Raw genomic sequence first — 12,391 nt, forward strand, 5'->3', positions numbered from 1 at the left:
GGATGTCAAAACATGCTTGAAAGTATCAGGTGATAATATGGAAAAAGCGAAACAGCAGAAAGCGATGCAGGTTTCGAAATATAACAAAAATAACTCGGGAACTCATTCCCACAAAAAATCAACCTCAGGAAACAGCTTAAGGGCTCGGCTTATTGAGAAGCCGGACTATTATGATTACAGTCTTGTGGCTGCTATCATTTTGCTGACCTGTTTTGGTCTGATCATGCTGTACAGTACAAGTGCGTATACATCGACACTGAGATTTGGCGATGATATGTACTTCTTTAAGAAGCAGGCGGCGATCAGTTTTGTATGCATTGCAGGGGCACTGTTTATATCATTGTTTGATTATCATATTTTGGCAAGATTTACAGGTGCTCTCTATGCCATGGCAGCAGCAAGTATGATACTGGTAAGAACTCCTCTCGGAACGGTTTCCAACGGAGCCAGAAGATGGCTGAAGATCGGACCGATTCAGTTTCAGCCGGCGGAGATCGCCAAGATTGCTGTGATCGTCTGTCTTTCTTATATGATCGTTCATATGGGGAAGAAGATGAATTCACTCAAAGCCTGTATGACACTTGGTGGGATGGGTACCTTTCTTGCAATGCTGGCATATGTCTGTACAGATAACTTAAGTACTGCAATCATCATTTTCTGCATCACAGCAGGGATGATCTTTGTGGCACATCCAAAGACCAGAATTTTCCTTATCATTGCTGGTGCAGCAATTCTCTTTGTGGCAATTATCGTGCTTATTATCGGTCAGACAGTGCAGAAGACAGATGATTTCCGTCTGAATCGAATTGTTGCATGGCTTCATCCTGAGAATGCTACGGGAGATGCCGCATATCAGACAATTCAGGCACTTTATGCGATCGGCTCAGGAGGATTTCTGGGAAGAGGACTTGGAAACAGCATTCAGAAGCTTGGAAGTGTACCGGAAGCACAGAATGATATGATTTTTTCTATTATATGTGAAGAACTGGGAATTGTAGGCGGGGTGATCCTTCTTATTCTGTTTGCATACCTTCTTTACAGGCTGTTTTTTATTGCGCAGAATGCACCGGATCTGTTCGGATCACTGCTTGTCAGCGGGGTCTTTATCCACATTGCACTGCAGGTGATCCTCAATATCGCGGTTGTGGTGAATCTGATGCCGAATACAGGTGTCACACTGCCGTTTATCAGCTATGGAGGTACCTCGATCATGTTCCTCATGGCAGAGATGGGAATGGCTTTAAGTGTGTCGCGTCAGATTAAGTTTAAAGCCCCCTGAAAGGGGTCTCTAAAATAATGGAAAATCTATTGACAAATGGTTTTCCAGAATATATACTTTGCACATCAAAGCAGAGAAAATGTATACTTGATAAAGGAGAATACAAATGTTAGATGAAATGAAAAAAATGATCGCAGAACAGTTAAACTGCGACGAAAACGAAATTACAGCAGATACTTCTTTTAAGGATGACCTCGGAGCAGATTCTCTTGACCTGTTTGAACTGGTTATGGCACTGGAGGATGAATACAATATTGAGATACCTGCTGAGGAACTGACAGACCTGGAAACAGTGGGAGACGTAATCGAGTATCTTAAAGGCAGAGGCATTGAGGCATAATAAAATACTCCCTGAGGCATATTGTCTCAGGGGTTTTACATTTTTGAAAGGCAGGAAATAAGAAATGACAAAGATCAGAACCAGATTTGCACCGAGCCCGACAGGCAGGATGCATGTAGGAAATCTGCGTACAGCACTGTACGCATACCTGATTGCAAAACACGAAGATGGAGATTTTATCCTTCGAATCGAGGATACAGACCAGGAGCGCTATGTAGATGGAGCAGTGGATATCATCTATCGTACCATGGCAGGTACAGGACTGCTTCACGATGAAGGCCCGGATAAGGATGGCGGTGTAGGTCCTTACGTGCAGAGTGAGAGACAGGCATCCGGACTTTATCTTAAATATGCACAGCAGCTGATCGAGCAGGGAGATGCTTATTACTGCTTCTGTGGACAGGAAGAACTGGAATCTATGAAGCGTGTGGTGGCTGGCAAGGAAATCTCTATTTATGACAAGAGATGTCTCAGGCTTTCCAAAGAAGAGGTTCAGCGTCGTCTGGATGCAGGAGAACCACATGTTATTCGTTTTAATATGCCGACAGAGGGAACCACTACTTTCCATGATGTGATCTATGGAGATATCACAGTCAATAATGAGGAAATGGAAGACCTGATCCTGATCAAATCAGACGGATATCCGACCTACAATTTTGCAAACGTTGTAGACGACCATCTGATGGGAATCACCCATGTTGTCAGAGGAAATGAGTATCTTTCTTCTGCACCGAAATACAATCGTATTTATGAAGCATTCGGATGGGAGATCCCGGTGTATGTTCACTGTCCGCTGATCACCAATGAAGAGCATCAGAAGCTTTCCAAGCGTTCCGGACATTCTTCCTATGAGGATCTTCTGGAGCAGGGATTTGTGACAGAGGCAATCGTAAACTTCGTAGCTCTTCTTGGCTGGAGCCCGCAGGACAACCAGGAAATCTTCTCTCTTCCGGAACTGGTTAAGGCTTTTGATTATCATCATATCAGCAAATCACCAGCCGTATTTGATATCACCAAGCTTCGCTGGATGAATGGCGAATACATTAAGAAAATGGATCCGGAAGTTTTCTATGAGAAAGCACTTCCATACATGAAGCAGGTTCTGAAACGAGACTACAACTTCCGTAAGATTGCAGGAATGGTTCAGACAAGAATCGAAACATTTCCGGATATTCCGGCACTGATCGATTTCTTTGAGGAGGTACCGGAGTATGATTCTGCAATGTACTGTCACAAGAAGATGAAGACAAACGAGGAAACCTCTCTTGCAGTTCTCAAAGAAGTTCTTCCGGTTCTTGAAGCACAGGAAGAGTATGAAAATGACCCGCTGTTTGCTTCCTTAAGCGCCTTTGTCAAAGAAAAAGGATACAAGAATGGCTATGTTATGTGGCCGCTCCGTACTGCGGTATCTGGCAAGCAGATGACACCGGCAGGTGCAACTGAGATCATGGAGATCATCGGCAAGGAAGAAACACTCAAACGTGTAAAAGCAGCTATTGAGAAACTCAGCTGATCAGCAGATATATGAAACGTAATCCATCTCAACAAAGGGCGATCGCCCACCTGTCAGGACCGATGATGGTCCTGGCAGGCCCCGGTTCGGGGAAAACCTCCGTAATAGTAGAAAGAACTGCATATATGACAAAGGAAGGCGGAATTTCTCCGGCTAATATTCTGGTTGTAACCTTTTCCAGAGCGGCGGCAAAAGAAATGAAAGAGCGTTTTCTGAATTTTACCGGTCAGGAATATACTCCAATTACATTTGGAACCTTCCATGGCGTTTTTTATGGTATCCTGAAACAGGCATATGGTTTTACTGCCGCAAATATTCTGGCGGAAGAGGAAAAAATGGCAATTCTCAGGGAACTTGCCATGAATTATGGTGGAGATCTGGCAGAGGAAGGGGATTTTTCGGAAGAAGTCGCGAAGGAGATAAGCGTTGTCAAGGGAAACAGGATTTCGCTGGAATATTATTATTCTTCCTGTTGCCCGGACGAAGTTTTTCGTCAGATATACCGGGAATATATCAAAATCTGTCAGGCAAGACGAAAGCTGGATTTTGATGATATGATCCTTTATTGTTATGAGCTGTTTGATAAGCGTAAGGATATTCTGGCGGCATGGCAGAATAAATTCCAGTATATTCTTGTCGACGAGTTTCAGGATATCAACCAGCTGCAGTATGATATCGTAAAGCTTCTTGCAAAACCGCAGGATAATCTTTTTATTGTGGGAGATGATGACCAGTCGATCTATCATTTCCGAGGCGCAAGACCGGAGATCATGCTGAATTTTACCAAAGACTATCCGGCTGCAGAAACCGTAACCCTGGATGTGAATTATCGCTGCAGCAAAAAAATTCTTTCTTCGGCGATGCAGGTGATCGGAACGAATAAAAAGAGATTCCAGAAACATTTACAGACACCGAATCCGGAAGGGGCTCCGGTAAAGCTTCGTGAATTTGAAAACCCAAGGGAGGAATATCTGGAAGTTGTATCAGAACTCAGGGAGCGGATGGAACGAGGAGATAAGCTGGAAGATACGGCGATCCTTCTGCGCACGAATCAGGAGGCAGAGGGGCTGGTAGGGGCATTGATGGAACGACAGGTTCCTTTCAACATGAAAGAAAAACTGCCAAATCTGTTTCATCATTGGATATGCAGAAATATTCTGGCCTACCTGCGTTTTGCGTCGGGAGACGAAAGCCGGAAGAATTTTGTGGAATTTATGAACCGGCCAAACCGATATATATCCAGGGATGCAGTGTCTTTATCACCTGTGATTTCCTTTGAACAGTTGAAGGATTTTTATAAGGATAAGGACTGGATGTGCGACCGGCTGACAACCCTGGAAACACATCTTCGGATACTAAAAGGACTCTCTCCGTTTGCGGCAATAAATTTTATCCGAAAGGGAATGGGATACGAAGAATACTTGCGGGAATACGCAGAATATCGTAAAATAAAGCCAGAGGAACTAAGTGAAATCCTGGATCGGTTGACGGACAGTACGAAGGGAATGGACAGCCTGAAAGAATGGGAAGATTACATAGAGGATTACACCGGAAAGCTGGAAGAGCAGGCGAAGAAACAGGAGCAGGAGAGAGAAGGCGTTCTGATCTCAACACTTCATGGCGTTAAGGGACTGGAATATGATAAGGTATACATTCTGAATGTAAATGAAGGAAGCATGCCGTATAAGAAAGCAGTCCTGGAACCGGCGATCGAAGAAGAACGGAGACTTTTTTATGTGGGAATGACCCGCGCCAGGAAAGAACTTGATCTGTGTTACGTGAGACAGCAGCATGAGAAGAAACGGGAGCCTTCCCGCTTTCTGGAGGAGGTGCACATATGAGTATGAAAGCAGTGATTTATTTTACAGAGGTTCCGGAGAAATATCTCCACAAGAACATGGGGCATATGATCGGAGAGAAACTGCTTGCGACGGGGCTTTATAAGGAATATGGCCTGAAACTTGCATTCGAGCCGCGAGCAGCAGGAGAACACGGAAAGCCGTTTCTGACCCTGCAGCCAAAGATCCATTACAATATCAGCCATTCCGGTAAGTATGTGATGTGCATTATCGCGGGGGAGGAAGTCGGCATTGATGTTCAGGAACACAAGAAGGTCAACTACGAGAGAATGCTGAACAGAATGGTCCCGGCAGACATGGTGCGTGAGATCCTTGAGAGTGACCAGATGGAAAAGGCATTCTTTGTTCAGTGGGTGCTTCGGGAGGCATATATCAAGTGGACAGGAGAAGGCCTTTCCAAAGATCTTCGTAAGATTCCCATGGACAAAGGTTCTTATATGATGCTGGAAATGGAAGAAGGCTACAGCGGAGCAGTGTGGTCCCGCGATCCTCTGGAACTTCGATGGGTACATGAAGAAATACAACTGCCATAAGCAGAGTAAAAATCCGTATACATAACAGGTTATGCTGGTGTATACGGATTTTTTATATCTGCTTGAGGTACTAAAAACAGATTGTCCACATATATTAACTGTAAAGAGGTGAGGGCGATCGACGGGGAAAATATTCAGAATCTGTTTGCAGGAAATATCCGCAGACTTCTCATTGAGGCGAAGCCGGATTATAACTGCCTCTATGAGATCAGACTCAGGGTCGGCAGGCCGTTGTTTCTGATCTATGCGGGAGGAGAACGGTTTTTGCGGATAAAGGGACATGAGCCGTACCTGGTAACGCGGCAGGATCTTAAGGAAACACTGGAGTATATCAGCGGCTATTCGCTGTATGCATATGAGGATGAGATCCGTCAGGGATATATAAGTGTGCAGGGCGGACACAGAGTTGGTGTCACCGGCAAGGTGATTCTGAATGGAGATCGTATCAAAGGGATGAAGTATATTTCCTGTATCAATGTCCGCCTGTCGCATCAGCTCCCGGGCTGTGCAGATGCAGTGATGCCATATATACAGAGGCAGAACCATATCGCACATACCCTGATCATTTCTCCGCCAAGGGGAGGCAAGACCACGCTTCTCCGTGATGTGATCCGTCAGCTCAGCAATGGACGGGAGGGAATTTCGGGTGTGACCGTGGGAGTGGTAGATGAACGAAGTGAACTTGCCGGAAGCTGGCAGGGAATTCCGCAGAATGACCTGGGAATGCGTACGGATATTCTCGATGCCTGTCCAAAGGCAGAGGGCATGAAGATGCTTGTAAGATCCATGTCTCCGGATGTGGTGGCAGTGGACGAGCTTGGCCGGGAAGAAGATTTCCGGGCGGTTGAAAGTGTGATCTACTGTGGCTGCCGGCTGATCGCAACAGCACATGGAAATTCGCTGGAGGATATTCTGGCCCAGCCTCTTTTTCAGAAACTCAAAAAAATGGAAATATTTGAAAAATACATTGTTCTCGGCGACAGAAATCAGACCGGCGTGATAAAAGGAATCTATGACGCAAAGGGAAGAAGATGCTGAAGCTTATAGCAGCGCTGTGTATGATTCTTGGTGGAGCAGGAATCGGATATGCAGGAAGCCGGGAACTTACAGAAAGAGAAAAGAACCTGGAGATTTTGCTTCAGATTCTTTTTTTGCTGAAAGGGGAGATACGCTGCGGGAACAGTTCGCTTTCGGAGGCATTCGGGGAGATTGCGGGAAAGATTGAAGGATCATTTTCAAAAATTCTTCTGGATGCGGCACAGGAGATGAGAGGCAGCGGCGGCAGCAATCTGACAGAGATACTGGAGCACTGCATACAAAAAAATATTTATCTGCAAAATTTTGCCGGGGCTCATAAGAATAAAGAAGAGGGAATTGAGATATTGCAGACACTGGGAAGAAGACTTGGATATCTCGACCGAGAGCAGCAGATATGTCAGATCGAACTTCTGGAAGCAGAAACAGAAGAACGCCGGAGACAACTCAGAGAAAAACTGCCGGAACAGAAAAAAATCTGCCAGAGCCTGGGAATCCTTGGAGGAATTTTGCTTGCAGTATTGTTTTGGTAAGAACGGGAGGGGGCAAGAGTGGAAGTTACCATTATTTTTAAAATAGCGGCGGTCGGAATCCTGGTTTCCATTCTCTCTCAGATTCTGAAACACAGCGGGAGGGACGAGCAGGCATTTCTGGTGAGCCTCGCAGGTCTTCTTATAGTTTTGTTTTGGATAGTACCCTACATTTATGAATTGTTTGTGGATATTCAGAAGCTGTTTGTACTGTAAGCAGGAGGAAAGATGGATATAATAAAAATTTCACTTCTGGGAATCTGTGGTGTCATACTCTGCTTTTTTCTGAAAGAAACCAGACAGGAATATACAGCGTTTATCACGATGGGGATTGGAATCATGATCCTTGGACTGGCTGTAGGGAAACTGGAATACCTTTTTGGAACACTCAGACAACTGGGAAACAGCCTTCCGGTCACGCAGGAATATCTTACAACATTGATCAAGATGATCGGGATCACCTATATCGGACAGTTTTCGGCAGGTATCTGTAAGGATGCCGGGCATCAGTCGACAGCAGCACAGATTGAGATGTTCTGCAGGCTGGCAATTCTGGTGCAGAGCGTTCCGATCCTTCTGGCACTGCTCGAAACGATACAGGAGTTTATGACATGAAAAGAAACATACGAATATGGTTTCGGAGGATGTTTTTCGTTTTCGTTGTTATGCTGTGGCTGGAAACAGGGGGACGCCAGACAGTAAAAGCTTATGGGGACAGCGGAGAAGGTCTGAAAGATCAGAAAACAGTGGAAACACAGCCATCGGATACGGATGAGCTGAGCCTGGATGAAACAGAAACGGCGGAGGAACTTCTTAAGGAGATCAATCTTGCAGATGTGCAGAAGATGCTGGATGATTTTATGGGGGCAGACAGTTTTTCCATGAAAGAGGTACTGATAAAGCTTACCAGAGGAGAACGGGCATTTTCAAAAGAAGCGGTACAGGAATTTGTGTACCGTTTTTTCTTTTATCAGCTGGATCAGGAAAAAGAGCTTTTTGTGAAACTGATTCTTCTGATATTGCTGTCAGCAGTCTTTACAAGTTTTGCAGAAGTATTTGAAAATAACCAGATTGGGGACATTAGCTTTTTTGTAGTCTATCTGTTGTTTTTTACTATATTGATGGATTCTTTTTCGAAGATGAGCAGTTCGCTGGAAAAGACAATCTCCTGGATGACGGAGATGATGAAAGGACTGGCACCGGCATATTATATGACGGTCTGTGCCGCTTCTGGTGCGGCATCAGCGGTTGTTTTTTATGAAGGCGTGCTGCTCATGGTGTGGGGAATACAGTGGCTGCTTCTGACGGTACTTCTTCCGGCATCCGGTATGTATGTCCTTCTGCAGCTTGTAAATTCACTTTCCAGAGAGGAAATGCTGGGAAAAATGGCAGAATTGCTGAACACAGCAGTTTCCTGGGGACTAAAATCACTTCTTGCAGCAGTGGTGGGGCTGCAGATCATCCGGAACCTGGTGGCACCGGTCATGGATTCAGTAAAAAGAGGGCTTCTGTCAAAAGCGGCAGGGGCACTTCCGGGAGTGGGAAATGCAGTGAACATGGTCACAGAACTGGTTGTGACAAGTGCGGTTCTGGTCAGAAATTGTCTGGGAGTTGTGATTCTTGTAGTGTTTGTTCTGATCGGTGCAGGACCGATGCTGCATTATGGGATATTGTCGCTTCTTTATCGTCTGCTTGCAGCGGTGGCACAGCCGGTTTCTGACCGGCGTATGGTAAGAGCTCTTGGTACAATGGGGGAAGGGTGCGCACTGCTTCTTCGGATCCTTTTTACTGCGGAAGTGTTGTGTATGCTGGCATTTCTGGTATTGATGGCGGGAATTCAGCGATGATGCCGGCTGTCAGGGACATAAAAGAGGAGAAATAAAAGATGAAGGCAGAAATCTATCAATGGGTCAGGACTCTGGCGGCATTTTATATTTTATTTACAGCAGTGCTTCAATTGATACCGGATAAAAAATATGAGAGATATATCAGATCTTTCATGGGGCTTTTATTGATCTATATTCTGTCTGTACCCCTGCTTTCTATTGTAAAAAACAGTGGTGCGGTTATCGAAGATTTTTCGAGAAATTATAATGAGGAAGTTTCAGTACTTGAAAAGAAGGAGACGCAGAACCTGCAGGGATTTTATATCCGCAAAGGCTTCGAGCAGGAACTTACATCTCAGATCACAAAAAAATGCGAAGAAAAAGGAATAAAAATACAGGAAGTCATCGTAGATATAGAAGGGGAGCAGATATCGGTGAGTCTGACAGCAGGACAGAGCCTGGACTTACAACAGGAAGGGAGGCTGAAGGATGAACTCCGACAGGAATTCGGGATCAAAGAGCAGAATATCAGGATTTTTACGGGAGAAGCTGGGAAAACAGCAGTGGATCGTGCTTCTGCTTCTGGGGCTTCTTCTGTCGGTGATCGCACTTCCGGTATCGCAGAAGACCGGTACAGCCCGACAGAGTACTCTACTGAAGGACAATACACAGAGTACGGTGGAGATACAATCTACTCTTGAGCTTAAACTGCAGGACATTCTGGAAAGTATGGAAGGAGCCGGGAAGGTAAAAGTAATGTTGATGACAGGAGAGCAGCAGGGAATCTATCAGTCAGAAGAAGCTGAGGTTAAAGGGGTTCTGATCGCGGCAGAAGGGGCGGCAGATCCGGTGGTTGTGCAGAAAATTCAGCAGGCGGTAATGGCATTATTTCAGATTGAAGCCCATAAAATAAAAATAATCAAAATGAAATGAGGAGAGCAAAGTGAAAAAAGTCATAAAAAGGAATCAGGTGATCATTACTTCGCTGGCTATTCTGATCGCAGTGGCCGGGTATCTGAATTTTGCAGATGTAGACCTGGGATTCAGGGACAAAGAAGCGAGTGCAGACAGCAGCAGTATTCTGGATCAGGTGGATTATGACATCAGCGATGAGAGTGCACTCGTAGAAGAAAACAGCCAGAATAATTTAAGCGATACAGCAGATGATACGGATACGACAACGCCGGGAGAGGCTGTGCTTACCGGCGCCTCAGGCTTTGCGGCACAGGCGAAGCTTTCCCGTGAGCAGGTGCGCTCTCAGAGCAAGGCTGATCTGCAGGAGATCATCAACAATGCAGATATTGATGATGAACAGAAACAGACGGCGATCAATACTATGGTAGAGATGACAGAAGTATCAGAAAAAGAAGCTGCTGCAGAAATGCTCCTGGAGGCAAAGGGATTCGAAAACACTGTGGTAAACCTTACCGGTGAAACTGCAGATGTGGTTGTCCCGGAGGCAGATCTTGAAGATGCAAAAAGAGCCCAGATTGAGGATATTATTAAACGAAAAACAGGAATTGCCGCAGAAAATATTGTGATCACACCACTGGATCAGACTGCGGACACAGAAGAAGACAGTTTACAGGCAGAAGAAAATGCTGACGAGACGGCCGCTTATGACAGCACGGACGAAACAGACACTACATACGAAGACCAGGAGACAGCGACAGATCAGGTGATCCAGACAGAGGGGATTTATGATTGAGGTTCTATAGTAAATAAATACAGATCAGAAAGAAGGAACGTAAGCTGCAAAAGCCAGCAGTTTACGTTCCTTTTTTTCTTGACAGTCAGGCACACTCTATAATAAAATAAAAAGTTGTATAGAAATTGGAAATAGGATAATAGACAGGAGGAAAAACGTGTCTAAGTATGCGAAAGAAATAGAAAAAAGAAGAACTTTTGCCATTATCTCTCACCCGGATGCCGGTAAGACAACCCTGACAGAGAAATTTCTGCTGTATGGAGGTGCGATCAATCTGGCAGGCAGTGTAAAAGGTAAGGCAACCGCCCGCCATGCAGTATCTGACTGGATGGAAATAGAGAAAGAAAGAGGTATTTCCGTAACCTCTTCCGTATTGCAGTTTCATTATGATGGATATTGTATCAACATTCTGGATACTCCGGGACATCAGGACTTCTCAGAGGATACCTACCGTACTCTGATGGCAGCGGATTCTGCAGTCATGGTCATTGACGGAAGCAAGGGTGTTGAGGCACAGACAAGAAAGCTGTTCAAGGTCTGCGTCATGAGACATATCCCGATCTTTACTTTTATCAACAAGATGGACAGAGATGCAAATGATACGTTTGATCTTCTGGATGAAATAGAAAAAGAGCTTGGAATTGCGACCTGTCCAATCAACTGGCCGATTGGTTCCGGTAAGAAATTCCGTGGAGTTTATGACAGAAACACACACAAGGTCCTGACCTTCTCTGATACACAGAAGGGAACCAAAGAGGGTGTGATCGAAGAAATCGATATTGACGATGAGCGTCTTGACGCTATCGTAGATCCGGATCAGAGAGAACAGCTCATGGATGAGATCGAGCTTCTGGACGGTGCTGCTGTAGAGTTTGACCAGGAACAGGTGAGCAGGGGAAACATGACACCGGTATTTTTTGGTTCTGCTCTTACAAACTTTGGTGTGGAGACCTTCCTTGAGCATTTCCTCAAGATGACAACCTCTCCTCTTCCAAGAATTTCAGATGAGGGAGAAATAGATCCGATGTCTGATGATTTCTCTGCATTTGTATTCAAGATCCAGGCAAATATGAACAAGGCTCATCGAGACAGAATTGCATTTATGCGTATCTGTTCCGGTAAATTCGACGCATCTCAGGAAGTTTATCATGTCCAAGGCGAAAAGAAAATGCGTCTTCTTCAGCCTCAGCAGATGATGGCAGAGTCCCGTCATGTGGTAGATGAAGCGTATGCCGGAGATATCATCGGAGTTTTTGACCCGGGTATTTTTTCTATCGGAGATACGATCTGTGCACCGGGACGTAAATTTGCATTCGAGGGAATCCCGACCTTTGCACCGGAGCATTTTGCCCGTGTACGTCAGCTTGACACCATGAAGCGTAAACAGTTTGTCAAGGGTATCAACCAGATCGCACAGGAAGGTGCCATCCAGATCTTCCAGGAATTTAACACAGGTATGGAAGAGATTATTGTAGGTGTTGTAGGTGTTCTGCAGTTTGATGTTCTGAAATATCGACTGGAAAATGAATATAACGTAGAAATCCGACTGGAAAATCTTCCATATGAGCATATCCGCTGGATCGCAAACAAAGAAGAAGTTGATGTGGCTAAGATCACAGGAACTTCTGATATGAAGAAGGTTACAGACCTTAAAGGAAATCCGCTTCTTCTGTTTGTCAATGCATGGAGTATCGGAATGACAGAAGACCGTAATCCGGATCTGGTATTGACAGAATTCAGTAAATAAACCTTTTATTTTTTGTACAGA

General features: G+C 45.0%; 14 protein-coding genes. All 14 read left to right on the forward strand.

Features of this window, described 5'->3' with window-relative positions:
- Positions 1-37: 37 nt before the first annotated feature.
- The 14 genes from LIR34_RS03950 to LIR34_RS04015 all read left to right on the forward strand — a co-directional run bounded on the left by LIR34_RS03950 (position 38) and on the right by LIR34_RS04015 (position 12,370).
- The gene (locus LIR34_RS03950; protein ID WP_244092183.1) at positions 38-1,279 is read left to right on the forward strand and encodes an FtsW/RodA/SpoVE family cell cycle protein; all 1,242 of its coding nucleotides are present in this window, start codon (positions 38-40) and stop codon (positions 1,277-1,279) included.
- Positions 1,280-1,385: 106 nt separating this feature from the next.
- Positions 1,386-1,619: an acyl carrier protein gene (gene acpP, locus LIR34_RS03955; protein WP_161284144.1), complete on the forward strand. Its 234-nt coding sequence runs from the start codon at positions 1,386-1,388 to the stop codon at positions 1,617-1,619.
- A gap of 64 nt (positions 1,620-1,683) precedes the next feature.
- The gene (gltX, locus tag LIR34_RS03960; RefSeq protein ID WP_161284145.1) at positions 1,684-3,132 is read left to right on the forward strand and encodes a glutamate--tRNA ligase; all 1,449 of its coding nucleotides are present in this window, start codon (positions 1,684-1,686) and stop codon (positions 3,130-3,132) included.
- An 11-nt stretch (positions 3,133-3,143) separates the two neighbouring features.
- Positions 3,144-4,973, forward strand: a complete 1,830-nt coding sequence (locus LIR34_RS03965; protein WP_173902042.1) for an ATP-dependent helicase — start codon at positions 3,144-3,146, stop codon at positions 4,971-4,973.
- On the forward strand, positions 4,970-5,524 hold the full coding sequence (locus LIR34_RS03970) for a 4'-phosphopantetheinyl transferase family protein (RefSeq protein ID WP_320442957.1): 555 nt from the start codon (positions 4,970-4,972) through the stop codon (positions 5,522-5,524). Before LIR34_RS03965 ends, LIR34_RS03970 begins: the two co-directional genes overlap by 4 nt.
- A gap of 81 nt (positions 5,525-5,605) precedes the next feature.
- Positions 5,606-6,562 (forward strand): stage III sporulation protein AA, encoded by a 957-nt coding sequence (gene spoIIIAA, locus LIR34_RS03975; protein WP_202017268.1) that lies wholly within the window; start codon positions 5,606-5,608, stop codon positions 6,560-6,562.
- Positions 6,556-7,092, forward strand: a complete 537-nt coding sequence (locus LIR34_RS03980) for a stage III sporulation protein AB (protein ID WP_173902043.1) — start codon at positions 6,556-6,558, stop codon at positions 7,090-7,092. The genes spoIIIAA and LIR34_RS03980 overlap by 7 nt, the downstream gene beginning before the upstream one ends.
- A gap of 18 nt (positions 7,093-7,110) precedes the next feature.
- Positions 7,111-7,305 (forward strand): stage III sporulation protein AC, encoded by a 195-nt coding sequence (spoIIIAC, locus tag LIR34_RS03985; protein WP_161284148.1) that lies wholly within the window; start codon positions 7,111-7,113, stop codon positions 7,303-7,305.
- Between the two features lie 12 nt (positions 7,306-7,317).
- Complete coding sequence (locus LIR34_RS03990; protein WP_161284149.1) at positions 7,318-7,704, forward strand: SpoIIIAC/SpoIIIAD family protein; 387 nt, start codon at positions 7,318-7,320, stop codon at positions 7,702-7,704.
- A complete protein-coding gene (locus tag LIR34_RS03995; protein ID WP_173902044.1) occupies positions 7,701-8,936 on the forward strand; it encodes a stage III sporulation protein AE in 1,236 nt (411 codons plus the stop codon). The genes LIR34_RS03990 and LIR34_RS03995 overlap by 4 nt, the downstream gene beginning before the upstream one ends.
- 38 nt (positions 8,937-8,974) lie before the next feature.
- On the forward strand, positions 8,975-9,616 hold the full coding sequence (locus tag LIR34_RS04000; RefSeq protein WP_161284151.1) for a stage III sporulation protein AF: 642 nt from the start codon (positions 8,975-8,977) through the stop codon (positions 9,614-9,616).
- Positions 9,594-9,848: a hypothetical protein gene (locus LIR34_RS04005; RefSeq protein ID WP_265107702.1), complete on the forward strand. Its 255-nt coding sequence runs from the start codon at positions 9,594-9,596 to the stop codon at positions 9,846-9,848. The genes LIR34_RS04000 and LIR34_RS04005 overlap by 23 nt, the downstream gene beginning before the upstream one ends.
- Before the next feature lie 10 nt (positions 9,849-9,858).
- A complete protein-coding gene (locus LIR34_RS04010) occupies positions 9,859-10,623 on the forward strand; it encodes a SpoIIIAH-like family protein (RefSeq protein ID WP_173902045.1) in 765 nt (254 codons plus the stop codon).
- Positions 10,624-10,780: 157 nt separating this feature from the next.
- Positions 10,781-12,370 (forward strand): peptide chain release factor 3, encoded by a 1,590-nt coding sequence (locus tag LIR34_RS04015; protein ID WP_173902046.1) that lies wholly within the window; start codon positions 10,781-10,783, stop codon positions 12,368-12,370.
- Positions 12,371-12,391: the final 21 nt, after the last annotated feature.

Source organism: Blautia sp. MSK17_66, assembly GCF_020538025.1.
Taxonomy (GTDB): domain Bacteria; phylum Bacillota; class Clostridia; order Lachnospirales; family Lachnospiraceae; genus Blautia_A.